At 67.8% G+C, this 24,200-nt stretch carries 26 protein-coding genes; 11 read left to right on the forward strand and 15 right to left on the reverse strand.

Features of this window, described 5'->3' with window-relative positions:
• The first annotated feature begins 103 nt into the window (after positions 1–103).
• Positions 104–1,756: an alpha/beta hydrolase fold domain-containing protein gene (locus EIZ44_RS21690; RefSeq protein WP_134730833.1), complete on the forward strand. Its 1,653-nt coding sequence runs from the start codon at positions 104–106 to the stop codon at positions 1,754–1,756.
• 186 nt (positions 1,757–1,942) lie between these two features.
• Here the strand turns inward: EIZ44_RS21690 and EIZ44_RS21695 are convergent, their stop codons facing one another.
• Positions 1,943–3,052, reverse strand: coding sequence for an aminotransferase class I/II-fold pyridoxal phosphate-dependent enzyme (locus tag EIZ44_RS21695; RefSeq protein ID WP_167754233.1), 1,110 nt, complete (start codon positions 3,050–3,052; stop codon positions 1,943–1,945).
• A 163-nt stretch (positions 3,053–3,215) separates the two neighbouring features.
• On the opposite strand from EIZ44_RS21695, the gene EIZ44_RS45960 reads away from it, so the two are divergent.
• Positions 3,216–3,344, forward strand: a complete 129-nt coding sequence (locus tag EIZ44_RS45960) for a hypothetical protein (RefSeq protein ID WP_275291874.1) — start codon at positions 3,216–3,218, stop codon at positions 3,342–3,344.
• A gap of 103 nt (positions 3,345–3,447) precedes the next feature.
• Here EIZ44_RS45960 and EIZ44_RS45965 read toward each other — a convergent pair whose 3' ends face one another.
• The 4 genes from EIZ44_RS45965 to EIZ44_RS21710 all read right to left on the reverse strand — a co-directional run bounded on the left by EIZ44_RS45965 (position 3,448) and on the right by EIZ44_RS21710 (position 6,039).
• Positions 3,448–3,576 carry a hypothetical protein gene (locus EIZ44_RS45965; RefSeq protein WP_275291873.1) on the reverse strand — a complete coding sequence of 43 codons (129 nt, stop codon included), beginning with the start codon at positions 3,574–3,576 and terminating at the stop codon, positions 3,448–3,450.
• A 198-nt stretch (positions 3,577–3,774) separates the two neighbouring features.
• Positions 3,775–4,764 carry an SMP-30/gluconolactonase/LRE family protein gene (locus EIZ44_RS21700; protein ID WP_134730837.1) on the reverse strand — a complete coding sequence of 330 codons (990 nt, stop codon included), beginning with the start codon at positions 4,762–4,764 and terminating at the stop codon, positions 3,775–3,777.
• A gap of 28 nt (positions 4,765–4,792) precedes the next feature.
• Positions 4,793–5,194 carry a carboxymuconolactone decarboxylase family protein gene (locus tag EIZ44_RS21705; protein WP_205673260.1) on the reverse strand — a complete coding sequence of 134 codons (402 nt, stop codon included), beginning with the start codon at positions 5,192–5,194 and terminating at the stop codon, positions 4,793–4,795.
• A gap of 272 nt (positions 5,195–5,466) precedes the next feature.
• Positions 5,467–6,039 (reverse strand): carboxymuconolactone decarboxylase family protein, encoded by a 573-nt coding sequence (locus tag EIZ44_RS21710; protein ID WP_134730839.1) that lies wholly within the window; start codon positions 6,037–6,039, stop codon positions 5,467–5,469.
• 111 nt (positions 6,040–6,150) lie between these two features.
• On the opposite strand from EIZ44_RS21710, the gene EIZ44_RS21715 reads away from it, so the two are divergent.
• Positions 6,151–6,741: a TetR/AcrR family transcriptional regulator gene (locus EIZ44_RS21715; RefSeq protein ID WP_134730841.1), complete on the forward strand. Its 591-nt coding sequence runs from the start codon at positions 6,151–6,153 to the stop codon at positions 6,739–6,741.
• A 491-nt stretch (positions 6,742–7,232) separates the two neighbouring features.
• On the opposite strand, the gene EIZ44_RS21720 is transcribed toward EIZ44_RS21715, so the two are convergent.
• Genes EIZ44_RS21720 through EIZ44_RS21730 form a run of 3 tightly spaced genes read right to left on the reverse strand, consistent with a single transcriptional unit; the run spans position 7,233 to position 10,280 of the window.
• Positions 7,233–8,594: an MFS transporter gene (locus EIZ44_RS21720; protein ID WP_134730843.1), complete on the reverse strand. Its 1,362-nt coding sequence runs from the start codon at positions 8,592–8,594 to the stop codon at positions 7,233–7,235.
• On the reverse strand, positions 8,551–9,708 hold the full coding sequence (locus EIZ44_RS21725; RefSeq protein WP_134730845.1) for an Ldh family oxidoreductase: 1,158 nt from the start codon (positions 9,706–9,708) through the stop codon (positions 8,551–8,553). The genes EIZ44_RS21720 and EIZ44_RS21725 overlap by 44 nt, the downstream gene beginning before the upstream one ends.
• Positions 9,705–10,280: an HD domain-containing protein gene (locus tag EIZ44_RS21730; RefSeq protein WP_134730847.1), complete on the reverse strand. Its 576-nt coding sequence runs from the start codon at positions 10,278–10,280 to the stop codon at positions 9,705–9,707. The genes EIZ44_RS21725 and EIZ44_RS21730 overlap by 4 nt, the downstream gene beginning before the upstream one ends.
• Before the next feature lie 148 nt (positions 10,281–10,428).
• Between EIZ44_RS21730 and EIZ44_RS21735 the strand changes: the two genes are divergently transcribed.
• Positions 10,429–11,205, forward strand: a complete 777-nt coding sequence (locus tag EIZ44_RS21735) for a GntR family transcriptional regulator (protein ID WP_134730849.1) — start codon at positions 10,429–10,431, stop codon at positions 11,203–11,205.
• Between the two features lie 571 nt (positions 11,206–11,776).
• Here the strand turns inward: EIZ44_RS21735 and EIZ44_RS21740 are convergent.
• Positions 11,777–12,970 (reverse strand): epoxide hydrolase family protein, encoded by a 1,194-nt coding sequence (locus tag EIZ44_RS21740; protein ID WP_134730851.1) that lies wholly within the window; start codon positions 12,968–12,970, stop codon positions 11,777–11,779.
• Positions 12,971–13,064: 94 nt separating this feature from the next.
• On the opposite strand from EIZ44_RS21740, the gene EIZ44_RS21745 reads away from it, so the two are divergent.
• Positions 13,065–13,664 carry a TetR/AcrR family transcriptional regulator gene (locus EIZ44_RS21745; protein ID WP_134730853.1) on the forward strand — a complete coding sequence of 200 codons (600 nt, stop codon included), beginning with the start codon at positions 13,065–13,067 and terminating at the stop codon, positions 13,662–13,664.
• Positions 13,665–14,717: 1,053 nt separating this feature from the next.
• Here the strand turns inward: EIZ44_RS21745 and EIZ44_RS21750 are convergent.
• Positions 14,718–15,833: a hypothetical protein gene (locus tag EIZ44_RS21750; protein WP_134730855.1), complete on the reverse strand. Its 1,116-nt coding sequence runs from the start codon at positions 15,831–15,833 to the stop codon at positions 14,718–14,720.
• The gene (locus EIZ44_RS21755; protein ID WP_134730857.1) at positions 15,834–16,223 is read right to left on the reverse strand and encodes a hypothetical protein; all 390 of its coding nucleotides are present in this window, start codon (positions 16,221–16,223) and stop codon (positions 15,834–15,836) included.
• A 399-nt stretch (positions 16,224–16,622) separates the two neighbouring features.
• Here EIZ44_RS21755 and EIZ44_RS21760 point away from each other — a divergent pair, with 399 nt between their 5' ends.
• Positions 16,623–16,994 carry a winged helix-turn-helix transcriptional regulator gene (locus EIZ44_RS21760; protein ID WP_167754234.1) on the forward strand — a complete coding sequence of 124 codons (372 nt, stop codon included), beginning with the start codon at positions 16,623–16,625 and terminating at the stop codon, positions 16,992–16,994.
• Between the two features lie 9 nt (positions 16,995–17,003).
• Here the strand turns inward: EIZ44_RS21760 and EIZ44_RS21765 are convergent, their stop codons facing one another.
• Entirely contained in the window at positions 17,004–17,879 is an 876-nt protein-coding gene (locus EIZ44_RS21765; protein WP_134730861.1) for a GGDEF domain-containing protein, read from the reverse strand.
• A gap of 208 nt (positions 17,880–18,087) precedes the next feature.
• On the opposite strand from EIZ44_RS21765, the gene EIZ44_RS21770 reads away from it, so the two are divergent.
• From EIZ44_RS21770 to EIZ44_RS21780, 3 genes are all read left to right on the forward strand, one after another.
• Positions 18,088–18,924: a tyrosine-type recombinase/integrase gene (locus tag EIZ44_RS21770; protein WP_240691371.1), complete on the forward strand. Its 837-nt coding sequence runs from the start codon at positions 18,088–18,090 to the stop codon at positions 18,922–18,924.
• A gap of 96 nt (positions 18,925–19,020) precedes the next feature.
• Complete coding sequence (locus EIZ44_RS21775; protein WP_134730865.1) at positions 19,021–19,470, forward strand: hypothetical protein; 450 nt, start codon at positions 19,021–19,023, stop codon at positions 19,468–19,470.
• Between the two features lie 413 nt (positions 19,471–19,883).
• Entirely contained in the window at positions 19,884–20,489 is a 606-nt protein-coding gene (locus EIZ44_RS21780) for a TetR/AcrR family transcriptional regulator (protein WP_037814765.1), read from the forward strand.
• On the opposite strand, the gene EIZ44_RS21785 is transcribed toward EIZ44_RS21780, so the two are convergent.
• On the reverse strand, positions 20,486–21,388 hold the full coding sequence (locus EIZ44_RS21785; protein WP_134730867.1) for an NADP-dependent oxidoreductase: 903 nt from the start codon (positions 21,386–21,388) through the stop codon (positions 20,486–20,488). The two genes, EIZ44_RS21780 and EIZ44_RS21785, sit on opposite strands and share 4 nt — an antisense overlap.
• Before the next feature lie 89 nt (positions 21,389–21,477).
• On the opposite strand from EIZ44_RS21785, the gene EIZ44_RS21790 reads away from it, so the two are divergent.
• The gene (locus tag EIZ44_RS21790) at positions 21,478–22,056 is read left to right on the forward strand and encodes a TetR/AcrR family transcriptional regulator (protein ID WP_134730869.1); all 579 of its coding nucleotides are present in this window, start codon (positions 21,478–21,480) and stop codon (positions 22,054–22,056) included.
• Here EIZ44_RS21790 and EIZ44_RS44800 read toward each other — a convergent pair.
• Positions 22,003–23,007, reverse strand: coding sequence for a helix-turn-helix transcriptional regulator (locus EIZ44_RS44800; RefSeq protein ID WP_167754235.1), 1,005 nt, complete (start codon positions 23,005–23,007; stop codon positions 22,003–22,005). The genes EIZ44_RS21790 and EIZ44_RS44800 overlap by 54 nt on opposite strands.
• Before the next feature lie 79 nt (positions 23,008–23,086).
• Here EIZ44_RS44800 and EIZ44_RS21805 point away from each other — a divergent pair, with 79 nt between their 5' ends.
• On the forward strand, positions 23,087–23,530 hold the full coding sequence (locus tag EIZ44_RS21805; RefSeq protein WP_134730873.1) for a nucleoside deaminase: 444 nt from the start codon (positions 23,087–23,089) through the stop codon (positions 23,528–23,530).
• Position 23,531: 1 nt separating this feature from the next.
• Here EIZ44_RS21805 and EIZ44_RS21810 read toward each other — a convergent pair whose 3' ends face one another.
• Positions 23,532–24,185 carry an NIPSNAP family protein gene (locus tag EIZ44_RS21810; RefSeq protein ID WP_134730875.1) on the reverse strand — a complete coding sequence of 218 codons (654 nt, stop codon included), beginning with the start codon at positions 24,183–24,185 and terminating at the stop codon, positions 23,532–23,534.
• Positions 24,186–24,200: the final 15 nt, after the last annotated feature.

A 24,200-nucleotide genomic window follows, 5' to 3' on the forward strand; every position in this document is an offset into this window, starting at 1 on the left:
GCGGGCGCACTTCCTCGTGGCCGGACGACCTGCTGCCGAACACTTCGACCACGCGGGACGTCACCGTTGCGGACAATATAACCGGCCAGTGAGGAGTTCTTCCATGCACGCAATCCACCATCCTCTTTCCGCGCGCGACGCCACGCGGATGGCGGAGGTCCGCACGAAAGCACACGGCGCCGCCGACACCGGAGAACGCCTTGTGAGCATGGCAGCCGACCAGGGTCCGACGATCGCGACCTCTCCGTTCCAGGTCGGCGGCATCACCGGCGAATGGGTCGCCGCGCCGGGCACCTCCGTCGACGGAGTCGTCCTGTACCTGCACGGCCGTCGTTTCCAATTCGAGGAACCGGCGAACGTGCTCGCCGGCAAGCTCTCCGCCGCCACCGGATGGCCGGTCCTGATGCCGCGCTACCGGCTGGCCCCAGCTCATCCCTATCCGGCCGCACTGGACGACACGCTCGACGCCTACCGAGCGCTGCTAGAGCAGGGGTTCCCCGCCGACCGCATCGTTCTGATCGGCCATTCCGCCGGCGCGACGCTGACATTGCAGGCATTGCTGCGGCTTCGCACGGCTGGTGAACCGCTGCCGGCGGCGGCGGTCACGGTCTCCCCCATCACGGACTTCACCTTCGGCGGCGCGAGTATCGCGAACGGCCATGATGACGTGGTCACGCACCAGGAGCTTCGCCAGGCGCGGGACGCGTTTCTCGGGGACGCGGACCCAGCTGGTGATGTTTCGCCGCTCACCGGAGCGTGCCCAGGCTTGCCCCCGCTCATGATGGTGTGCGGCGGCGACGAGCGGCTACGGGACGACACCGTGCGATTCGCCGAGCGGGCCGCGGCCGCCGGCAACGAGGTCAGCCTCGAGCTGTACGACGGCATGCCGCACGGCTTCCCGGTCCTCGACACCGACGCGACGAGCCTGTTGCTGGACCGGATCGCCGCGTTCGCCACTGAGCACCTCGCGGGTCGTCCGGCAGGCAACGCGCTCGGTCCCCTGACCATCCGGCGGGTGGGCTGGGCGAGCTACGTGATCACCACCGAACGAGGGACCAGAGTCCTGGTGGACCCCTACCTCACGGGCAGTCAGGGCATCCATCACGGACTCCCGCAAAGTCCGATCCGGCCGGTCGACCTGGCGGACGTCGATGTGGTGGTCGTGACCCACGCCGGATTCGACCACCGTGCCCAGGCGCTGGAGATCGTCCGATCAGGACACTCCGTCCTGGTGTGCGGAACAGCCCTGTTCGCGTCCGCTCGCGCCGCGGGAGTTCCCATCGAACGGATTGCCGTCACGGTCTCCGGAGTCGAGGTGCGGCACCGGGACGTGACGCTGCGCTCCCTGCCCGCCCGCCACGAGTCGAGCATGACCACCGAGAGCGGATTCGTCGCCGACCAGCCGCAGTCGTTCATGCTCACCACGGACAACGGCGCGCGCGTGTTCTGCGGCGGCGACACCTCCCTGTCCCAGGACCTGCGAACCTGGGGCGAGCTCTACCGTCCGGAGACAGCCGTACTCGGAATCGGCGGGCTGTGGCTCGGCGCGACTCGCGTAGTCGAACTACCGCCCCTTGACGCGGCAGCCGCAGCTCGATGGCTCGGGGTATCGACCGTGATTCCGGTCCACCACACCCCCGGCGACGCTCTGCCGACCCAGCTCGCGGCAAATCTTGCCGGTGACCCGATCGAGGTCGTTCCCCTCGAATTCGGCCAGAGCTGGACCGCGGCAGGGGCGATGTCCAGCAGCCGCTGATAGCTGCCGGTTTCCGGACCGGTGAGGTCACCGGTGGGCGCGACGTCAAAGACCTCGTCGAGCTGGACGTCGTGCTCGCTGGCCTGGGCGCAGACCCAGGCCAGCGCCACCTGAGCCGGGGCGACCCGGCCGGTCGCAGGCTGCGGTGACCGGCGAATCGCGGGAGCCCTGCCGGAACGAGAAGTTCTACGATTCTTTCAGAACGCTGTCGAGGGCCTCCAGCGCGACCGGCACCGCGGCGCGGCCGAGCCCGAACCGGAGATACCGATCCGGAAGGTGGAGCGCGGCTCCGGGCACCGCGAAGACCGAATGCCGTTGCGCGAGCCGGCGCGCGACTGCGGTCGCCTCATGGTTCCGGAGTTCGAGCAAGGTGGTCGTGCCTGCTTTCGCCGAGGTAAAGCGGACGAGGCCCGGGTGTCCAGCGGCGAACTGCTCCAGCGCGGCCTTGTTCGCACTCAGCAGTGTTTTGGCGCGATCGATGAGGCGGGCCGATTGGCGAAGTCCGGCGAGCGCGAGGACTTCGCCGACAACGTTGTTGCTCAACGACGTCCAGTAGCGGTAGGTGCGCAGTTCGTCCATGAGCCTGGCGTCCGGTGCCGCGACCCAGCCGAGCCGGACGCCGGGCAAACCGTAGACCTTGGACATCGAACCAATGCTCACACAGCGTTCGCCGAGTTCAGCCGCGGCAGGCAGCCGGTCGGCGTCGTCTTCTACCCCTTGGTAGATCTCGTCGTTCACCAGCCACGCATCCGCTTCGCGGGCGATGGCGAGCACCTCGTCGAATTCGTCCCGGGACAGCGACGTGCCCGTCGGGTTGTTCGGGAAGTTGAGCACGACGACCCGGGTCCGCGCGGTGACCGCGCGGCGGAGTTCATCGAGATCGAGCGCCCACTCCCGGTCGGCGCGCAGGTCGACCCGCCGGACCTGGGCCCCGATGGCCACGGGCAGGTCCGACACCAGCTGATAGCTCGGACCGACGACGACGACTTCGTCACCAGTCGCGACCAGAACGTTCAGCAGAGCGAAAATCGCCTCGGTAGCGCCGCTGAACGTGTGTACCCGCTCGGCGTCGATGCCTTGGTAGCGCTCGGCAATCTCGTCCCGGAGGGCCGCCGCTCCGCGGGAGTGGCCATAGGACAGGGTCAGTTTCGACCAGAGCCCGAGGATCTCGCTGTCGGCGCCGGACAGCAGTTCGTCGAGCGTCAAGGGATCGACATCGGAACTACCGATCGAATAGGCGCAGGCAGACCGGTACTGGGCAACCCAATCCTCGAGCGCGAAGCGGGGCATCCGCATATGTCCTCCTCGTTCGCTGCCGCGGTCAAGAAAACGCACGGCTCGACCGGATCCGTACCCGGGCACCGGCCGTCTGCCGCGGCCTGCCGAACCGCACGGCAATACCGTGCCCGCAACCGGCATCTGCTTCCATGGCCAATTCGAAGAAACTGGTCTCGGCCGAGTGCCCGCGACCCATGCGAACACTCCCACCAAGGACCGGCGGGTGTTCGCGGAAGACTCCCCCGCCGACCGGCTGAAGAACCTCGCACTGATCGCGAAGAACGGCGTAATCCACGAGGAACCGCTCTGACTGAGCCATGCGCCGCATCGAGGTGAACGCCGTTCCCGACGGCATCCGAGAACGACGGTCCACAATGGATATCAGGATGGATCCCCCGCGACGAAGAAGCCGTTCAGTTAGGCACCGCGGACGCTGTGTCCGGGTGGTTGGTGGCCACGGTTCGGCCATCGAAGTTGCCGTATGCGTGCCCGAGCACGACGGCGGGTCCATGGCCGAGTTCGCCGACGGTGATGCCGGTCATCGGTCCGGTCGACCGTCCGGTGCCGGGCGGTTGCGGTCGCAGGCCCCGGTAACCCCGCGTCGGCCAGAACGCCGGTGACCGTGTCGAAGTCCTCGCCGCCGTCCCGGCCGCAGGGCGGCAAGGTCACCGCGTCGGGCCCGGTCCCGTCGACGCAGGTCTCGATAGAGGCCTACGTGGTGACGAATTCGCTGTGCCGGTTCACGACTCGGCCCGAGGGGACAGTACGACGCGCAGCAACGCGGCCTTGCGGAAGACCCCGTCCGGAGGGGCGGTGGTACCGCCGTCCGTGGTCACGTACATGACCCGGCCGTAGTCACCGGAGCTTCGACCCCAGACGGCACTGGAAGGACCGACCAGGACCTCGTCGAACGGATCGCCGGCGAGGTGGCGGACCTCGCTGCCGTGCCGCGGCTTGAGCGGCACCCGGTCGAGCGTATTGGCGCGATGCCGCGTGACATAAGCGAATCCGGCGTCCTCGTCGACGCAGAAGTCGTCGGCGTTGTCGATCGCGGCGACGAACTCCGCGCCGCCTGCCGGGTCGAGCGTGCCAGGGTCGACCGGTACCCGCATGAAGACCTTCTGCGCGGTCGACGTGTAGTAAAGGTATCCGGTCCGCGCGCTGTAACGGACGCCGTTGACGCCCGGCTGCGGCGGCGGCGCGATCTCGCTGTCCGGATCGTCGGCCATCGTGTCGTGCTCGAGCCAGACCCGGGCGCTCGCACTCCTCGCGCCTTCGCCCAGGTCGACCCGCCAGATCCGCCCGGGGTCGAAGCAGTCGGCGACGGCCAGCACTCCGGGGCCGAGCAGGCAGCTGCCGTTGAGGGCACGGACGCGGTCGTCGAAGGTGAAGACGATCTCCGGGGCCACTGGCTCGCCGGGCGCCCAGCCGCTCAGGTCGATCCGCACGAGATGCGATTCGTGAGTGGCGTACCCGTCGGTAACGCTGACGATGAACACATCGGGTTCGACCTCGACGACCCCGGTGATCAGGTGGTCGAAAGCGTGCACCAGAACCGGTTCGACCGTCGAACCCGGCGGCGTGCTCGGCACGATCCAGAGTTGTTTTTGGAGTACCGCGGTGATCAGCACCGAACCATCGGCGCGGACCGCGAGGTTTTCCAGGAAGTACTTTTCCGGGAAATAGGCGACCGGAGTCAGGGCGACGTCCGGGACAGGTGTCATCGGCATGGCAATTCTCCGATTTCTCGAATGTGGGTTACTGCTTCAGGCCGGCCGCGTTCGAGGGCACGTCGAACGCGGCGAGGGTGAGCGAGACGCTGGTGAACCAGCCCATCAGCACGGTGACATCGACGATGCCCGCCACGCCGATCGTCTCCTCCGCCCGGCGGTACAGGCCGAGGGGAACCACGCGCGGCCGCACCAGGGTCGACGAGAGTTCGTACACGAGTTGCTGCCGGGGGTCGTCGAACGAGGTCGGCAGGCCGGCGATCAGGGCCTCGGCCTGCCGCGGGTCCAAGCCCCCCAGTTCCACCCCGATCTTCTCGTGCTCATAGTTGCCGTAGGCCGCGAGCCAGCGGCCGTTGACGACGTTGGTGACGATTTCGATCTCGGCCTTCGACAGCGACGAGTCCTTCTGGAAGTACGCCCCGGTCGGCACGATGGCCTTCAGCAACGCGGGGTTGGCGAGCCAGATCTTGTGCGGACCAGGGACCAGGGACCAGGCCGCGCAGCTCCATGGTGTAGTCGTACGCGCTGCGCATTTCCGTCGGCATTTCGGCTACTGGAGTTTCCGTGTAGCGGCCAAACGTTCCGAAATCCGCGGGATCGGGGGTTCCGTCGAACATGGAATTCTCCTCCTTTCTGTTATGCCGCCAAAACTGTCGGGTCGCCAGGTGACGGCGGTCGGGCTGTGCTCCCGGCTCCGGCCGGTCAGCTTGCGGCGGGCGCCTTCACGTCGTAGGCGTTGAGGATGGCGCCGAGCGCCAGGTAGTGGACGGTCACGAACACGATCGCGTCGAGGGCGTCCTGCCCCAGCCGTTCGACGACGTGGCCGTAAAGCGGCCCCGGCAGAGGGCCGCTCTCGGTCAGCGCCGTCGCGACGTCAGCCGCGAGCACCTCGTCCTCGGCGAGGCCGGCCGGACGGCCGCCCGCGCACAGAGTGGCGATCTGGTCCGCGCGCAGCCCGGCCCGAGAGGCCAGCCGAGCGTGCGCGTACATCTCGTACGCGACGTTGAAGCGCGCCCCGACGGTCAGGATGACAACCTGGCGCGCACGCTCGGACAGGCCAGGCAGCTGCTGGGCGAGGTCGACGAAGCGCCCGAGCGCCCGGCCCATTTCCGGGAAGTGCAGCATCACGCCCCACGGCCCGACGTATGCACCGTCGGCATCGCGCACCTCGAAGCCCGTGTACTCCTCGCCGCCTTCGACCATCGCGTCGAAGGCCTGGTAAAGGGACTGCTGTTCGGCGGTCAGGTCCGCAGGGCGGAGCAGTGGCAGGCGCATGGATCCTCTCCTCGTCGTGCTGCGGACTAGACGGATAAAAAGAACGGACGTCCGCTTTTCTTAAGATAGACTTGTGTCCGACGGGTGTCAACCGGCGAGGAAGGACGGCCCATGCCGCGGGTGAGCCAGCAGTACAAGGACGATCAGCGTGCCGAGATCCTGGCCGCGGCACGCCGCTGCTTCGTCCGCAACGGCTTCCACCGCACGTCCATGCAGGACGTGTTCGCCGAGGCCGGCAAGTCCGCGGGAGCCGTCTACCGGTACTTCACGAAGAAAGACGACCTGATCCTGGGCGTCGCCTCCCAGAACCTGGACGACGTCGCCGAGGTGCTGCACGCCGCGCTGACCCGCAGCGGCGGCGAGCGCGGAGTCGGCCAGGTGATGGCGGAGCTGCTGGAGGCGGTGACGGAGCGACACAGAGACAAGCAGCTTGCCGCTGTGGCACTGATGGTCTGGTCCGAGGCGCTGCGCAACCCGGCATTGGCCGAACGGCTGGAAAAGGCGAGCGTCGACATGAGCCAGGACCTCGCCGACCTCATCCGCGAGCGCCAGCGGGCCGGTGCCTGGGCCGGACGGCCAGCGGAGGAGTTCGCCGCTGTGGTCCTGTCGATCCTGCCGGGATTCCTGTTCAACCTGGCTCTCAACGGCCCACGCGGAGTTGCCGGATTCCCCGGCACCGTCCGGACGCTGTGGCGAAGCTGAGCGGCCCGGCACGACACCGAAGACCGGTCGTTCGCCGAATGGCACCGCCGCGTCAAAGCCTGCGAAGACGGAGCGGCTGGCGAGAGTCTTGACTGCGCACTTGGTGCACGCCTCGATCACGCCCTTCATCGACGAGCAGCCGAAGTACACCGGATTCGCGACATACCGGGCACGGCCAACCGTCGCGCAAGTGTGGCGTCAGCAGTTCGCTAGCAGGATCGGCCCCTTGACGTGGACCTTGCAAAGTCGCCCATCGTGTCGGGGCCGGTCCGGCCGCGGGGTCTTTCCATCGAAGCCGCCGCTGGCCTGCCGGTCTCGTGCGTGCAGTTCCATGACGAACCTTCCGTGTCGCTTCGCAAACCGGCACGGCCCGGCGGAGAGCGGCGGCGGCCCGATCCGGACACCGGCCAGAGCGCGAACAACCCGGCCGGCTGCGGGCGAATCAGCCGCCCGCAGCCAACCGGTCTCGCGGCGCTTCCGATCCCGCGGGATCAGCGGGCGAGACTGCCCGGATGTTCCGCGGATTCCGTCATCCACCGCCTGCCGACGGTCAGCGCGATGACGAGCGTGACCAGAGCCGCCGCGACGATGTAGCACGAGAACCCCAGCGAGGAGCCAAAAATTTCGTTGAGCGCGACGGCGACCAGCGGCGCGGTGCCGCCGAGCGCGGAGGCGGCGAGGTTGTAGGACAATCCTCCCGCGCTGACCCGGAACCGCGCCGGGAAGATCTGGCTGACCGCCAGCAGCGACGGCACAGCCAGCACTCCCTTGGCCATGCCCAGCAGGACGGCGCCGAGGTAAGCGCCGGCCAGATTGGTTCCGGCGAGCAGGAATCCGGGCACGATCGCCGCCGCCACGAAGATGCTGGCGATGACGGTCGCCCGGGACAGCCCCACCCGGTCCACGACTGGCGCGAAGAGCAGGACGAATACCACCGCCGACGCGGAGGCGGTGGTATTCGCGCCGTAGGCCTGGGCTTGCGTGAGCGCGTGGTTCTGTTTCAGGAAGGTCGCCAGGTAGGAGGTCACGATCGCGGAGACGATCGACCAGGTGCCGAGGAAGGCGACGAACACCAGGATTTTGCGCCACGAGGTGCGGATCGCCTCCAGGACCGGCGAGCTGCGCAGGGCGGCCTTCCGCCGCTGATGGTTTTTCACCTGCCGGAATTCCTCGCCGTCACGGGCGTTCCGGCGCACGTAGAGCCCGATCAGTCCCATCGGGAGCGACAGCCAGAACAGGACGCGCCAGCCCCAGGAGGTCCACGCGCCGTCGGGCAGGATCGCCGAGAGGCCGGTCGCCAGCAGCGTCCCGGACAGCAGTCCGGCGAGCGTCAGCGCGCTGAGCATCCCGACTGCTTTCGCTTTCTTGCCGCTGGCGCCGTGCTCGTAGACGAAAGCGATGGCCGTGGCGTGCTCCCCGCCGGTGCCGAGCGACTGGATCAGCCGGCACAGTACGAGCAGCAACGGCGCCGCGGCGCCAATCGAGGCGTAGGTCGGGATGAACCCGATCATCGCGGTCGACGTGCAGGTGAGGACGATGGTGAAAGTCAGCGCCTTCGGCCGGCCCAGGCTGTCGGCGATGTGCCCGAAGACAACGGTTCCGAACGGCCGGGTCAGATACGCGATCGCGAAGATCGCGTAGGCGCCGACGAGCGCCAGCGCGCTGTTGCCGGCGGGGAAGAACTGTTGAGCGATCAAGGTGGCGACGACGCCGTAGATGCCCCAGTCGTACCATTCCGCGAAATTGCCCACGGACGCCGTCATGATCATCCGCCAGCGTTCCCGGCCGCCGCGCGCGGCCGGGCCGTTCTCATTCGAATACTGCGCCCGTTCCGTGCTCGCGTCCGCGTCCATTGAGTGCTCCCTGATCGTCGTTGAGGGGAAGTGGGGCGGCGAGCCCGAGTTCAGCCGCGAGAACGTCGAGACTGTGCGCGGTCGCCGGGGCGATCGGAACGCCGCTCTCGCTCGTCGCGGCGAACCGCGCCCGTTCGGGATCGCCCGGCGCGAGCACGCGCTCGACGTCGCGGGCCGGTTCGCTGCGGCGGACGTGGTCCGCGATGTCGCTCGCCCGGCGGCGCACGGCCGCGGCGTCGCCGAACATCGCCGCGTCGAGGACCAGGAAGGCATTGCCGACGGTGACGTCGGCGCCGAGGTCGGGAGTGCCCGCCGCGGTGAACCCGGCGTGCCGGATGTCCTGGGTCAAGTGCGCGCCGGTCAGCCCGGAAGCCAGCATTTCGACCATCAGCGACAGCGCCGCGCCTTTGTGCCCGCCGCTGGGCAGCACTCCCCCGGCCAGCGCGGCCGCCGGGTCGCGGGTGGGCAGGCCGTCGCGATCCACCGCCCAGTCCGGCGGCAGCTCCTTGCCCTCCGCCGCGAAAACCTTGATCCGCCCGCGTGAACTGACCGACTGGGCCATGTCGAGGACCAGCTCGGGCGCATCGGTTCCCGGCGCGGCGAAGGACATCGGGCTGTTGCCGATCCTCGGGCCGCGTCCGCCGAAGGGCACCACCGACGGCGACGTGCTGCTCATCGCGAAGGCCAGGAAGCCCTGTTCCGCCGCGCGGCGGGTGAAGAACGCGGCCGCCCCGAAATGCGCAACACGCCGCACCCCGCCGAAAGCGACCCCGGTTTCGCGGGCTTTCGGCAGGAGCCGGTCGATCATGCGGACGCCGACCGGAACCCCGAACCCCCGGTCCGCGTCGACCAGGACCGCGGACGGCGTTTCAGCGAGGACTTTCTCCTGTGGCAACGGATTCACCTGTCCAGCCCGGAGCTGGGCGAGATAGGCGGGCAGACGAGTCAGCCCGTGCGTCGCCACCCCCGTCGCGTCGGCTTCGACGAGCGAACGGGCGAGCAGCCGCGCGTCTTCCGGCCGCATTTTCGTCGTCCGCAGCACATCGCCGGCGAAGGCGCACAGCACGCCGAGGTCGTAACGCACCGCTCCCGAACTGTCGACAGTCGCGTTCACGGGCGCCTCTTGCAGAACAAGCGCTGCCCGGCGTCGAGCAGTTGCGCGTCGGAGTCGGCGAAGTCCGCGTAATGGACGATGACCCCCTCCTGAGTCTGCGGGACCACTGACGAATGCGGCGTGTGCGCGATGACCGCGTGGACCAGGTCATCGTCCATCCCGGCTTCGAGCATCCAATGCGCGCTGAGGAAACCGTGCTGGAACCGGCGTCCGGGCGTGGACCACTGCCCGCCTCCCGCCGGAGCCGGCTCGAACTCGTGGATCTTGCAGACGTCGTGCAGCAGCGCGATCGCCAGCACCGCGTCGCGGTCGACGGCGATGCCGTGCAGCTGCGTGACGGTGTCGGCCATCTGCGCCGACATCCGGGCCACCGCTCGCGAATGCGTCGTCAGCGTCCGGCTGCTGGGCAGGTCGACCGATTTCGGCACGTCGGACAACTGCTGCCAGGCACTGGAGCGCCAGGCCCGGACCCAGACGTCCAGGACGCTGTCGCGCAGGTCCTTCCTGGCGATCTCGCCGGCTTCGGGAAGCAAGTCGCGGACGTGGTCCACGGTGATGGGTACTTGAGACATGAGGGCCAATCTGTCGACACTTTATGGAGTGCGCCCCACAATAGGCAGCCGCTAGCGATGATTGCAAGCAATCTGGCGACAGATTGGCGGGTACGCGCGGACACCGCGGCAGGTGCCGGGGCGTCGGCGGCCGGGATAGGGTGCCCCCATGCACGCGCAGGAACCCGCCTCACCGGCCGCCCCCGCGGGGATCACCGAGGCCCTGGCGCATTCGCCCAGCCTCGCCGGGCACGGGGAGCTGGTACGGCGAATGACCGCGGAGCTGGCCAGGGAGATCATCGAGGGCGAGCTGCCCAGCGGGTGCCAGCTGACCTCGGCCGAGCTGGGCAGGCGATTCGGCACCAGCCGGACCCCGGTGCGCGAGGCGCTCGGGGTCCTGCAGCGCGAAGGACTGGTGGAGATCGAACCCCGGCGCCGCCCCCGCGTGGTCACGCTCTCCCTCCCCGAGGTGCGCGATCTCTACGAAATCCGCGCAGGGCTGTATGCACTGATAGCCGGGGCGGTAGCCGAACGGGCCGCTGACGATGAGATCCAGCAACTGGACGAGCCGCTCGCCCGGTTGCGGACAGCCCGCGACGCGGGCGACGCGCAGGCGTACTTCTACGCCACTGTGGACTTCCGCCGCGTCGAGGCCGCCATCTGCCCCAACCGCCGGGTCGGCGCGCTGATCGACTCGCTCGGCCTGCGGATTTACCGGCTGCGCAGTTTCGGATTGTCGCTGCCGGGCCGGCTGGAGGTCTCTTGCCGCGATTACGGCTACCTCGTCGACGCCTACCGAGCACGCGACCGCGCCCTCGCCGAGGCAGTCACCCGGTCGCTGATGTCGAAAGCGCTCGCCGCGATCGAGAAGCACTGGAGCCGCCTCGCCGAACCACTGCCCGCAGCGCGCACGACCTCAGCTCGAGCCAGACAGCACAGCCGCTGATCATCAACGGTGCCTCGCGATTCGAAGCAGAGCCCCTGGCGGGTACCCGTGGTTGTTCCGTGAATTCAGGATCAAGCCAACGTCTCGCCGAAGGAACAGGCACCTCCATCCCCGGCTGGGTCGCGAACTCCGCGAACTGCTTCACAGCCAGCAGCGACGGGTGGTTCAGCGGATGTCTGCAATGCTCCGGTATGTCGTCAGAGTGCTCGACGATGGCCGGGCCAGGTCGGCACCCGCGCGGCCCCGCGAACAGCGAGCCTGGCGATCTCTCGAACGGGGGAGCCTGATCTGCGACTCAGCCTAGTTTGGGTATCGCGGCCCGCAGTGCCTGGTGCTCGGCCTTCCGGCGGCCCGCCCTGGCAGGCGAGCCAGACTCAAGGGGCGAGATCATCGTCGCCGACCTGTTTGCTCTCGCTCTCGTCGAAGCACGGCCAATCAGGCTGACGACGAAACAGCTGATCGTCGTCACCGAGCTTTCTCTTTGTCAGATCCGGAACAGCGTCTGATGGATCGGGAAGCCGCTACGCGGCGCGACACACCGCTGACCTGGATACGGCTCGGCAGCTGTTCTTCACTCACGAACTGCCGGCGTGGAGTGGGCTTCGAAACGAAGAGTGCGCAGACCAGCGCGAATTTCATTGACCAGGATATCGGGCTGCTCCAAGGCCGCGAAGTGTCCGCCTTTGCCGGCCTCGCCGTAGTGGATCAGATTGCTGTAGGCGTCTTCGATCCAGCTTCGCGGCAGGCGTGGGATGTCCTTCGGGAAGACGGTCACGGCGACTGGAAGCCTCAGCTTCGGGCCGGCGAAGGTGAGCGATTTGTTCTCCCAGTAGATGCGGCCGGACGACGCCGCGCTGTTGGTGAACCAGTAGAGGGAAATCGCGTCGAGCATGTCGTCGATGCCGATCGCATCCTCGGCGAGCCCGTGGTTGTCGGTCTTGGACTGGAACTTCTCGTAGATCCAGGCGGCCTGGCCGACGGGAGAGTCCGCCAGGGCGAATCCGACAGTTTCCGGCCTCGTGCCCTGGAGGTGGTTCGACCCGCCGAGTTCGCCGGCGTAGCGGGCGAGGGTCTCCACGGCGTGGCGCTGTTCGGGCGACAAGGTATCGGGGATCTGTTCGGGGAAGGCGTACTGAGTGTTCAGGTGAATTCCGAGCAGTCCTTCAGGTTCCATGGCCCCGAGCGCGGTGGTGACGACAGCGCCCCAATCGCCGCCCTGCGCGGCCCAGCGCGGATAGCCGAGACGCTTCATCAGCTCCACCCACGCGTTCGCGACGCGCGATACGGTCCACCCCGTCTCCGATGGCTTTTCGGAGAAGCCGAACCCGGGGAGAGACGGGACGACAACGTCAAAGGAATCGGCGGCGTCTCCCCCGGACGAAACCGGATCGGTCAGCGGGCCGATCAGCTTCAGGAACTCCGCTGTCGAACCTGGCCATCCGTGCGTGAGCAGCAGCGGCATCGCATCGGGATTCTTGGACCGGACGTGGATGAAGTGGATGTCCAGCCCGTCGATCTCGGTCAGGAATTGCGGGAAGCGGTTCAGTTCGGACTCGAAACGCCGCCAATCGTAGCCGCGCTCCCAGTAGCCGACCAGAGATCTGGCGTTCTCCACGCGAACCCCTTGCGACCAGTCGGCCACCGTTTCCGGGTCCGGCCATCGGGTTCTGGCAAGTCGCCGCTTCAGGTCGTCGATCTCCGAATCCGGGATCGAGACGGTGAACGGGCGGACGAGAGCCGAGGCCGGCGGCGTCGGTGCGGTCATTGCCTTCTCCTGAGCGTCGAAGCACAGCACAACCCTTCATTGCACACTGGTGTGCAATCTACGCCGTTGCACACCAGTGTGCAACAATGGTGTCGTGCCTGCCGAGTCCTCCCGCACGCGCTCGATGATCGAGAAGCGCGACCGCATCCTCGACGTCGCCCTCGACGTGCTGGGAGAGAACCCCGACGCCGGAATGGGCGACATCGCCTCGGCCGCCGGCGTCGTCCGACGCACCATCTACGGCCATTTCCCCTCCCGCCTGGACCTGGTTCGGACGCTCACGGAACGGGCCGTCGCCGATATGACAGCCGTGCTCACCGAGGTCAACGCGTCGGCCGCGGAAGCGGACGCGGGATGGGCCGAATTCGTTGCCCGCGTCTGGCCGGTGACGCACCGGTACCGAGTGCTGCTGGCGCTGCGCCGAGGCGAGTACAGCGAGGCGATTCACGGCTTGCTCGGGCCGGTCGACGACCTCCTGGCCGGCCTCGTGAAGCGGGGCCAGGACAGCGACGTGTTCGCGGAGCACCTGCCTGCAACCATCCTGAGCCAGCTTGCCTACAACGCCGTGTTCGCCATCGCGGACAACAGCCTTTCGAACGGGACTCTCAGCGCTCGTGCGGCGACGATCACGAGTCTGCTGATGCTGGGAGTTCCCGAGGAGCGCGCACTCGCTCTCGCGGGCGACCAGCCCTGACCGCGGCGCCGCACGAGCCGGATCGCCGCTCGCAAGTCCGCGAACCGGCAGGCCGAGTCCGCCACGAGTCAGTGGCCGACGTTCCTTAAGCGAAGCGCCGATTCGGCACCGGCAGCCCTCTAGACGACGTCGTTTCGCAACGGCCGTCGGTCACCGTCCGCGCCAGCACCTTGCCGGGCAAAGGGTCATCACCTCGCTTCGAGGTGGCGAGCAGGGCTCGCACAAGCACACGGCCCCGAGAACCTGCTGCAGGGCAACGATGACAGCCGCAACGCAGTGTGGCCGCACCTCGCCCTCCGAGATGGCGGCCGCCCGGACGAATCGGGTGCTCGCGAGCCGGAGAAGCAACGTGTCAGTTGAGATCGGCTGGCTGGGCCGTCCACGGACATTCGATTTCAGATCGACAGCGGGCTCGAGCGAACCTACCTGGCACGCGGCTGGATCGTGCAACCTCGATCGCTGCGTGTGCTTCCTCTCGGGCGGCCACTGGACGACGATGACCTCGCGCTCTTCGGCGCGGACGACGTGGCCGCTACTGCGCTCGGACGAACTGAACAAGTCGGTGATGCTCGTGCCGAGCTCGCCGGCCGGGACTCGATCAACAACCCGAAGCCGCCCCGGAAGTTGCATGCACATGTCGAGCGACTAATCGGCATGGCGAGCGGAATCCAACCGCGCGAGTACTGACAGCGGCCGGCGCGGGCAACCACTCCACCGCTTCAGACTGCCACCGCCTACCGCAGCGGCCCACAGACGACCCCGACCGGCCAGCCGCTTAAACGATCGCCAAAATCGACCCTAAATCGCCCCTACTTACGGGTAACAAAAAAGCCCAAGTCAATGACCTGGGCTTTGCTCCCCCGCTTGGACTCGAACCAAGAACCCTCCGGTTAATTGATTCGTATCGGCATGTGTCGAACTCAGTCGATCTGATGATCGTGCAGTCCGCCTGAGATTGGCTCGCGCCTGCGCACCACGGCTGGAATTTCCGGCACTGCCGGAGGAGAGAATGCACTGCACTTGCATGCATGACCGTCATGGGCCGCGGGAAATTCACGCAGTACGGCGCACCACTCGATCCCGCAGCACAAGCTGAGCCAATCTGGCTACCTGCGCTCGCTGTGCTGCGACATCGACGTCAAGCGGATCCTCCTCCAAATCGACGCCCAACCCTCCCGCTCGATCGCTGGTAACTGCGCTGGGAGGACGACGCGGCCTGACTACTGCGGAGCGCAGCTCCACGGCGTCGAGAAACTCGGCCCGCTCCCGCGCACCAAGCCCCGCTGCGTCCGCAACCAACGACGCTCGCTCGCGCACCCGTCCGCAGTTCTGCTGCCGAGCAAGGAGGAGCGCATCGTAGATGTCGATGATCTCTCGACCAGGCACCCCATCCGCCGGGATCCGATCTGCCATCGTCTGTCTGATCGGCTCGACGTAGCACCACAATCGCCGGACTCTCTTGCTCTCCACTCCCCCGCGGAAATGAGCGACCAAGTCCGCAGCTTCGGCGTACCACGACCCAGTGGCGATGAGCATGCCGCCGAGGCTCTGCACCAGCAGGCCGCGCCAGACGCTGCCTCCGGTCAAGTCCGGCCCTCCGACCGCGGCAACCAGGCTGGCCGCTACCCCTATTGCACAGCTCGTGCTGCCGACAAGGCTGAGTGCGCCCGCTCTTCGCACACGCGACGGCGACTGCCGGATGATCTTCGCGAATCGCGTCGCGAACACGGCGAAGGCGAGTCCTGGGACACCACCGCTGATCCAGACGACCGCACCGAACAACTCAGGCTTATCAGGCGGCAGCGAGGCACCGAAGGCAAGCCACGCCAGCGCGCCGGTCCCGGCGACGACAGCAGCCACGCCATAGCGCAACCGCAACCAGGTCCATCCGCCGAGTCCGAGCAGACCGACCGGCCCGATGACCGTTCCCAACGAGCACACCCCGCGCACAAAAGTCGTCAGGTTCGGCGCTCCGGTCGTCTCGGTCACGACCGCAGTCATCTCAGGTGCCCGAAACGCCAGCGACACGCCGAACAACGTCAGCATCGTTCCGAGGTACGCCTTGCCCGGCGCGTCACGATGCCGGGCGAATACAGCCAGCGTCCGGACGCCTTCCGCCGCGACCAACGCCCCCGCTGCCAGCGCGACCAATCCGTACGGCTCACGCATTCACGCCGCGCAGGTCCGTCCTCGCCGCGAAGGTCTTGCCCAACGCCGCAACGGCGGGATTGTCTCCGCACCAGTGCCTGCGCAGGGGTGCGCATCGATCCTCTCGGCCAGTTGATGGGCGAACTCCTCCGCCATCAACTCGTCGGCCGCACGAGCACGGGGGTCCGCCTGCGGCAGGCACGGCCCGGCGAGGTCCGCGTCCTCCAGGAGGATGTGTCCGAGTTCGTGGAAGTGGATGTGGCGGGCATGCCCGCGCTGGACGTCGCGGATCACGACGATGTAGTCGGCAGCCTCGGTTCTGAGCAGCAAGCCGGTCGGCATGGTTCCGCTCAGATCGCCGCGCATGAGGCGGATGGGTTTGCCTCGGTGCCGGTTCAGCCGGTCGACCAAGCCGTTCATGCTGAACGGCCGAGGAATCGGGACTTCCCTGACCAGTCTCGCGACGTCCGCGACCATGCTCGGTTCCAGCCTGGGCTCTTCTGCTCGGTTCGCGCGCATTCCCACCCTCGTGAACTCAGCCCGCCGCGAAGGCGGGCCGCCCTTTTGCCCGTTGGCGAGGCTTGGGCGTGCGGCCTGCTCCTGGCCTCGGCCCAAGCCTCGCGCTTGTGTGCGGCGCCAGGCGGTCAATCCCGGCTGCGGCATGCCTACCAGGCACTCTGCCGACTCAGGCAAGAGAAAGGCGTCGACTCACGCAGGGGTGTTCCGGGCTGCATTCACTCGTTCGGCCCACGCAGCACTCGATCTGCCAGTCAGCGAGACAGCACCCTGCGAATGGTGTTAGCTGGCAACGTGTCGAGCCAGAACATGTCGTACCAAAAGACCTTCGAGTCGGCGGTCGAGATGCTCCGAGGACGGTGGATGATCGTCGTGCTCGCCGCGCTCTCCACCGAGGACAAGCTCCAGTACCGCGACATTCGCGACCGCGTGAACGAAGGCGAAGTACGACCGGACAACGGCGAGGACGCCAGCCCGCTCTCCGACCAGAGCCTCACCAAAACACTCAAACGAGCACAGGACCACGGTCTCGTCCGCTTGTACGCCGACGAGGGCCACTTCAAGCCGACTTGGTACGAACTCACCAGGAAGGGCGCGGAAGCATTGCGCGCCGTCCGGCCGCTGATCGAGTGGATGCACCGCTACGAAACGGCGCCTAGCCAGTAGCCGAGGACCTCAGCGGGCTTGCCTGGCGTAGCCGGCGTTGATCCGGTCGCGTCCCTGCCCCTTGGCGAAGAACAACCGGTTATCCGCAGCAAGAAGCAACTGACTCAGGTCGACGTCATCGTCGCTGTACCCGTCGTCGCACGCCACGCCCGCGGTGATGCGCACCGGAACTGCCGACGAAGCGCCGCCTGCACCGGGAGAGATCTCGAGCGCCGCGACAGCGCTGCGAATCCGTTCAGCGATCTCCGTCGCCCGCACGAGATCCACGTCGGCGAGGAAGACCACGAACTCCTCGCCCCCGAAGCGACCCACGAGATCCGTCCGGCGAACCTCGCTGCCGAGCACGTGCGCCACCGCGCGCAGGACGTCGTCGCCGAAGAGGTGGCCGTGCGTGTCGTTGATGCGCTTGAAGAAGTCCAGGTCCAGCATCACAACGGCGACCGGCACGCGGTGCCGGCGTGCCTTCTTCAAGCCGGCTTCGGCCAGGCAGCGCCAGGTTTCCATGTTCAGCAGGCCGGTTTTGCGGTCGGTGCTGGCCGCGATCTCGAGGTGCTTGACGGAGTCGCTGCGGTGCAGAACGTAAATCAACGGCAGCAGGAAGAGCGCGAGCCACGGCCGCAACTGGATGACGACCGCAGCGATCGCGCCGAGGAACAGCGTCACGACCTCCAAAGCGTTCGCGCTCCAGCCGCCGACGAGGCCCGTGACCGAACGCAGCTTCTCCGCGGCCACGATGGCGGCACCGACAGCGAGCGTATTGACGAGCCAGAACGTCGCGAGCGCGGCGAAGAGCACTGCGGCGCTGGTCTCGCTCGGCGCGCTCACTACTCCCCCGGGCGCCAGCGCGTGAACAACGCCGTAGGAGGCACACGCCGAGACGATCATCGCGCTGGTGTTGAACACCGCGCGGTACGGGTCGATCCCGCTGGTCCATCGCGACGCCCTCCACCAGAGATGCAGGTAGCGGGTATCACCGTCTGAGCTGATCGAGATACCCGACAAGGTCGATATTCCGACCTTCGCCGAGTACCTACCCGTGGTTGTCGACGCTGTTTCCCCAAAATCCGTGAAAACGTGGCAGCACTACTGGAGTGTGCTTACCGAAGAGTGGGCAGACCGACGGATCGACGAACCGACCGCCTCCGAAATCGGCAAGCTCGCCAACGTCGTGCAACAACGTTCAGCCCTTCGCGAAAACTCACGAGACGGACGAGGCGCAAAGACGACCTTCATCGACGCCGTCCGGGCGTTTTACAGCCAAGCAGTCTCGGACAAGTTGATCGGGTCGGCCGAGAACCCAGCCGCAAGAGTGAAGAGGCCGCGGCGACACAACAGTCTTCGCCGAGCGCTGTCGCACCAACAGCTTTCCGACATCAACGAAGTCGCTGCCACGACGGGGAATGATCCGCACTTGGACGCTCTCTTGATCCGACTGCACACGGAAACAGCCTGTCGGCGCGGCGGTGCCCTCGCCCTTCGGCCAGTCGATCTCAACGACACCGACTCCACAATCCGACTGCGCGAGAAGGGCGGGACCAGCCGCGAGCAGCCGGTGTCACCGACCCTGCTGGCTGCCCTGATCGAGCACACGGAGCTGCGCAACCCGAACGGCGACAGCGGTGACCGGCTGCTGCGCACGCGTAACGGAACTCCCATGCAAGCGTCACGGTATGCCGCCCTGTGGTTGCGACTGGGACAGCATCTGCCCTGGATCAGCGCAGCAGGCATCACCGCTCACTGGCTGCGCTACACGACGCTGACCTGGGTGGAACGGAACTTCGGCTATGCCGTCGCAGCAGCCTTCGCCGGTCATGCCGGCGGATACCAGACCGGGACGACTCTCACGTACGTCTCGGCGACGATCGAGGAGATCGCCACCGCGGTGGCGGCTCTGACCGGCGAACCACACCCGCTCGCGGCTCGACCCTGATTCGACCCTCACCGCAACTGCGGCCGGCAAGAGCAGGAGCGGCGCTCGATCGCAGCACTGTCTCCGCCGTTCCAGCCACTGCGTATGGTGTGCGTCGTGTCTCACCCTGATGCTCGCGTCGTAGCTCTGATCGACGCCAACCTGCACCTGGACGCTGACGAACTGGTCGCGGCATTCGAACTGTGCGAAGAGCTCGACGATCAGGTGCACCCGTATGAGGCCGCTGAGCGACACGCACACGACCTTGTCGGCGCGTGGCTCGTCCACACGGGCGCACGCCATTACCGTGGCGACCGCGACCTGATTCCGCAGGACGACAACTCGCGGGAGGCGTTCCTGCGCGCAGCCGGAATCGACCGTGGCTTGACCGACGAACGGGGCCAACCCGAGGCAGTTCTTCCGCTCCAGGTCTTGATCGAACTGCTAGAGGACCTGACCGTGCACCTGGCGTCGTCCAGCGGTGCCCCGTTGGCACATCATCACAGCTATGTCCGCCACCGGCTCACGATGGACGCCGCGTACCGCGCCTACCACGGTCCCGCATAGCCGGAGTTCGACCACGGCATAGCAGCCTCGGCTCGTACCTCACCGCCGACGACGCGGAGTCCTCGCGACGCAGCCATGAGCAAGCTAGCCGATGGGCAACACGCGCAGCCGACGTGCTGTTCCTGCGTAGCCTGCCGCACCGCAGCACCTCCGGTATACATCTGATGAATGCCGCCGCTGAAGGCCGACCTCGGGTGGTTCCGACGGGCGAAGAGGCCCGTTCCGGCGGCCGCGATCCAGGGCTCACAGGTGCTACCTTTCTCGGCCGTGGCCGCCGCGACCCACTAAGCTCATCGGTATGTCATCCCCGATTGCGGGAGATATCACCGGATTCCTCGACAAAGCGAGCGCTTACACTCGACAGACGACGGGCGGACTCACCGGCCGGCGCGGGACTAGAGGAGGATCGCCGGATGACCACGCTCTCGGCCGACCTGTGGCCCGACGTGCAGCCTGAGACCGCGCGACGGCTGATGCTCGCCGGGGTGGAGTCGTTCGCCGAGCGCGGCTACCACGCCACCACCACGCGGGACATCGCCGGTGCGGCGGGGATGAGCCCGGCCGCGCTGTACGTGCACTTCCCGTCCAAAGCCGCGCTGCTTTTCGCGATCAGCCGCAACGGGCACGAGCAGACGCTGGCCCTCGTCGAGGACGTGATCGGGCGCGTCACCGGTCCGGTGGAGCGGATGCGGCTGCTCGTCGAGGATTTCGTCGCCTGGCACGCGCGGCGGCACACGGTCGCGCGGGTCGTGCAGTACGAGCTGAATGCGTTGCCGGAGAAGGAATACCAGGTCGTCGCGCAGCTTCGGCGGAAGATCGAGCAGCGCGTGCGCGAGGTGATCGCCGACGGGGTCGAGTCCGGTGCGTTCACCGTCGGCGACGTCGGGATCGCGGCGCGCGCGGTGCTGTCGCTGGGCGTCGACGTCGCGCGCTGGTACAGCGAACGGACCCGGCAGACCCCCACCGAACTCGGCAAGGAGTACGGCGAACTCGTCCTCCGCATGCTCGGCGCGGGCTAGAGCACCAGCACCAGCTTGCCCCGCGCCTGCCGCGACTGGCTCAGTTCGAGCGCGGCCCGCCAGTCGTCCAGCGGGAAAATCCGGGAAACCGGGATCGAAAACCGTCCCTCCGCCGCGAGCGACGCGAACTCGCCGAGGACGTCGTAGCGCGGCTGAGCGCCCGAGCTGACAATGGTCTGGACCCCGGGCTGGTCCGAGCTGAGGTCGAGCGTCAGCACGTGTCCGGGTTCCTTGACCGTGCGCACGAGTTCGGCCGCCTTGCCGCTGAACGGCGCCGCGTCCAGCACTCGATCGACCGGCCCCCCGGCCAGCGCCGTCACGCGTTCGGCGATTCCGTCCTGGTAGCCGGTGACTTCCGCACCAGCCGAACGGAGCGCGGCGGCGTGCGTTTCGCCCGCGGTGACGATCACGCGTGCCCCGCGCAGGAGCGCGATCTGCGCCGCGGCGAACCCGGTGGTGGTGCCCGCACCGTGTACGAGCAAGGTGCCGGAGCCGAGTGCGTCGAGCGCCGCGTAAGCCGTTCCGACCGCCATCGGCAGAGCCGCCGCGTGGACCGCATCGAGCCCGTCCGGCCGCGGGAACCACGTGTCGAGCAGCGCCTGTTCAGACGCGCCCGCGGTGGGGCCGGTGAACGGCGCGATGCCGAAAACCGGGTCGCCGACCTCGACGCTGGTCACGCCTTCGCCGAGCGCGTCGACCGTGCCGGACACCTCCAGGCCGATCCCGCGCGGCAGGTCACCGGCGAAGAGGCCCTCGCACAACGCCCAGTCCGCCGGGTTCAGACCGCACGCCTGGACCGCGACGCGGATCCGCCCCGGCCCGGGTTCGGGGACCGCGGCGTCCTCGACCCGCAGGACCTGGGCCGCAGGACCGTGTTCAGAGAAACGAAGGGTGCGCATCCGGCTGTCTCCTCGTGAGTGATGACAGAAGCTGTCGTCACTGACGCTACCAGAGTGATGACAGCATCTGCTGTCGCTACACTGGCCCCATGGCGCGATGGGAGGGCAACACCCGGAACCGGCTCGAGCAAGCCGCACTGGAGTTGTTCGAGGAACAGGGCTACGACCGCACGACGGTCGCGCAGATCGCCCAGCGCGCGAACCTCACCGAGCGGTCGTTCTACCGCTGGTTCGCGGACAAACGGGAAGTGCTGTTCGGCGGCAGCCAGGAACTGGAAACCGAATTCGTCACCGCGATCGACGCCGTCCCGCCAGGAACGCCCGCGCTGCCGACCCTGCTGGCCGCCTTCGCTACGGCGCCACGCGTATTCCGTCCGCGCGAATTCCTGCTGCGCCGAGCGACCGTGATCGCTGCCAATCCCCCGTTGCGTGAACGGGAATTGATCAAACTCGTCACCATTTCCGAAACCCTCACCAGCGCACTGAAAGACCGCGGCATCGATCCCCAAACCGCCCGGCTGGCCACCGACCTCGGACTCTCCGTCCTACGACTCGCCACCGAACGCTGGATGACCGAGAAACACCGCGACAGCAACAGTTTCCCCGGGGCCCTGTCAACCGCCGCCGCGGATTTGCTCGCCGTCGCCACCGGCGGAAGTCCGGCCTGACGTCGCCCGCGCGAATCGTTGCGCGATGTTCGCCATCCGGTCCAGCAATTCCGGCGGCCCGTCCTCCACCACGAAGTCGAATTCCCACTGCGCCAGGTAAAACGGAATGGATTCGAAGGTTTTCGCGCCGGTGCGGATCCGGCAGGTTTCGTCGTCGATCGGCTCGATCACCGCCGTCGTCGGGGAAATCCACGCCGTCAGCACTTCCGCCGGAGCCGACACGCGCAGCGTCACGATGTGCGGATACGGCGCGGTCGCGATCCGGCTCGACACGTAAGCGGCGAGGTCCTCGGCCGGCGGTTCCCTTGGCGTGAAACGGAAACTAGGCACCGGGAGACCGTCGATGCGGTCCAGCCGGAAGGTGCGCCAGTCGTCTCGGCCGAGGTCCCACGCGACGAGGTACCAGCGCCAGCCGGCGTGCACGAGCCGCAACGGTTCCACGTCGCGTTCGGCCACCTCGCCCGCGTGGGTGCCGTAGGTGAACCGCAGGCGCTCGTTGTCCCGGCACGCCGCCGCGACCACGGTCAGCAGCTCCGCGTCGATCTTCGGTCCGCCGCCGGGGATCCGGACCATCGCCGAATCCATCGCCCGCACCCGGTGCCGCAGCCGCGCGGGCAGCACCTGTTCGAGCTTCGCCAACGCCCGCACGGACGTCTCCTCGATGCCCGCCACCGTGCCGTTCGCCGCCGTGCGCAGGCCGACCGCCACCGCGACCGCCTCGTCGTCGTCCAGCAGCAGCGGCGGCAGCGCCGCACCGGAACCCAGCCGGTACCCGCCCGCGACCCCCGGCGTCGCGTGCACCGGATAACCGAGCTGCCGCAGCCGTTCGACGTCGCGGCGGATCGTCCGCACGTCGACCCCCAGCCGGCCCGCGAGGTCCGGACCAGGCCATTCGCGACGCGCCTGCAACAGCGAGAGCAGGCGCAACAGGCGTTCGGAGGTTCCGTACATGCCGAGCACTCTGCCACGCTTCGCGGACAGCTTCGGTCCTCGATCGCCAGGGCGTCGCGGCGGCGTGCGAAAGTGACGCATGCTCGACGACCTGCTCGCTGTCGCCCGCGAAGAGGCGGAAGCCGGAAAAGCCGAGGGCGGCGTGCCGATCGGCGCGGCCCTGTTCGACCGCGACGGGAAGCTGCTCGGCCGCGGCCACAACCGCCGCGTCCAGGACAGCGACCCGTCCCTGCACGCCGAAACCGCCGCGTTCCGCGCCGCCGGCCGCCGCCCGCACTACCGCGACACGATCATGGTCACCACGCTGTCGCCGTGCTGGTATTGCAGCGGCCTGGTCCGGCAATTCGGCATCCCGCACGTGGTGATCGGCGAATCCCGGACCTTCACCGGCGGCCACGGCTGGCTCGCCGACCACGGCGTCCGCGTCGACCTCCTCGACGACCCCGCCTGCGTCGCCCTGATGACGGAATTCATCGAACGGGAACCGGCGCTCTGGTTCGAGGACATCGGCGAACCGACGTGACTCATGCCAGCGGCGAAAACTCCAGCGGCACCGCGATGACCGAGTCCGCGTCGAGAATCTCCTCCGGCGCGCCCGGCGGCGGCCACATCCCCTTCGCGTAGAGGTCGCGACGGATCGCGAGCCGTTCGTCCAGACTCGCGAACGGCCAGATCTGGATGATCCGGTCCGGGCCGTCGAGCGCGTACATCACGACGGTCAGCGGATCGACCAGATGCCGCGCGGGCAACGCTTCGCGCCAGCCGTCGATCGTCGCGGTCAGACCGCCCGGCCGGAGGTGATAGTCGCGGATCTCGTACACCGAGCCGTACTTGCCCGGCCGCACCGGCGGCACGAACGGGAATGGCGCGAAACTCTGCAGCGACAGGTCGGTCAGACAGCCGCCGCCGAACGGTGCGCGGCTGTGCCGGGCGCGCAAGCGTTCCTCGTCCAGCTCTTGCTGATTCTCGAACCCGCGCAGCACGACCAGCCTGCCGAGCGGACCGTTTTCCGTCTGCCAGCAGCCGAGCAGTTCGCCGTGCCCCTCGACCCACGGCAGCACGCCTTCGACGGCTTTCGGCCCGTCGAGCAGCTGGAACGACAGAATCGCCAGCTCGTATCGGACAGCCTGCTGCTCCGGGGCGACGTCGGCACCGCTGATCCGGACCGGTTCGGTCATGACGCTCCCACTTCG

Origin of the sequence: Amycolatopsis nivea, from assembly GCF_004522235.1 — a bacterium.
Taxonomy (GTDB): Bacteria; Actinomycetota; Actinomycetes; order Mycobacteriales; family Pseudonocardiaceae; genus Amycolatopsis; species Amycolatopsis nivea.

Bases quoted from the DNA above. Each gene is read 5' to 3' on its own strand.
- EIZ44_RS21780 (WP_037814765.1), top strand. From the start codon at position 19,884: ATGACCACGCTCTCGGCCGACCTGTGGCCCGACGTGCAGCCTGAGACC.
- EIZ44_RS21790 (WP_134730869.1), top strand. From the start codon at position 21,478: ATGGCGCGATGGGAGGGCAACACCCGGAACCGGCTCGAGCAAGCCGCA.
- EIZ44_RS44800 (WP_167754235.1), bottom strand. From the start codon at position 23,007: ATGTACGGAACCTCCGAACGCCTGTTGCGCCTGCTCTCGCTGTTGCAG.
- EIZ44_RS21810 (WP_134730875.1), bottom strand. From the start codon at position 24,185: ATGACCGAACCGGTCCGGATCAGCGGTGCCGACGTCGCCCCGGAGCAG.
- EIZ44_RS21710 (WP_134730839.1), bottom strand. From the start codon at position 6,039: ATGCGCCTGCCACTGCTCCGCCCTGCGGACCTGACCGCCGAACAGCAG.
- EIZ44_RS21730 (WP_134730847.1), bottom strand. From the start codon at position 10,280: ATGTCTCAAGTACCCATCACCGTGGACCACGTCCGCGACTTGCTTCCC.
- EIZ44_RS21690 (WP_134730833.1), top strand. From the start codon at position 104: ATGCACGCAATCCACCATCCTCTTTCCGCGCGCGACGCCACGCGGATG.
- EIZ44_RS21715 (WP_134730841.1), top strand. From the start codon at position 6,151: ATGCCGCGGGTGAGCCAGCAGTACAAGGACGATCAGCGTGCCGAGATC.
- EIZ44_RS21695 (WP_167754233.1), bottom strand. From the start codon at position 3,052: ATGCGGATGCCCCGCTTCGCGCTCGAGGATTGGGTTGCCCAGTACCGG.
- EIZ44_RS21735 (WP_134730849.1), top strand. From the start codon at position 10,429: ATGCACGCGCAGGAACCCGCCTCACCGGCCGCCCCCGCGGGGATCACC.
- EIZ44_RS21785 (WP_134730867.1), bottom strand. From the start codon at position 21,388: ATGCGCACCCTTCGTTTCTCTGAACACGGTCCTGCGGCCCAGGTCCTG.
- EIZ44_RS45965 (WP_275291873.1), bottom strand. From the start codon at position 3,576: ATGACCGGCATCACCGTCGGCGAACTCGGCCATGGACCCGCCGTCGTG.
- EIZ44_RS21720 (WP_134730843.1), bottom strand. From the start codon at position 8,594: ATGGACGCGGACGCGAGCACGGAACGGGCGCAGTATTCGAATGAGAAC.
- EIZ44_RS21750 (WP_134730855.1), bottom strand. From the start codon at position 15,833: ATGCGTGAGCCGTACGGATTGGTCGCGCTGGCAGCGGGGGCGTTGGTC.
- EIZ44_RS21765 (WP_134730861.1), bottom strand. From the start codon at position 17,879: ATGATCGTCTCGGCGTGTGCCTCCTACGGCGTTGTTCACGCGCTGGCG.
- EIZ44_RS21700 (WP_134730837.1), bottom strand. From the start codon at position 4,764: ATGCCGATGACACCTGTCCCGGACGTCGCCCTGACTCCGGTCGCCTAT.
- EIZ44_RS21740 (WP_134730851.1), bottom strand. From the start codon at position 12,970: ATGACCGCACCGACGCCGCCGGCCTCGGCTCTCGTCCGCCCGTTCACC.
- EIZ44_RS21805 (WP_134730873.1), top strand. From the start codon at position 23,087: ATGCTCGACGACCTGCTCGCTGTCGCCCGCGAAGAGGCGGAAGCCGGA.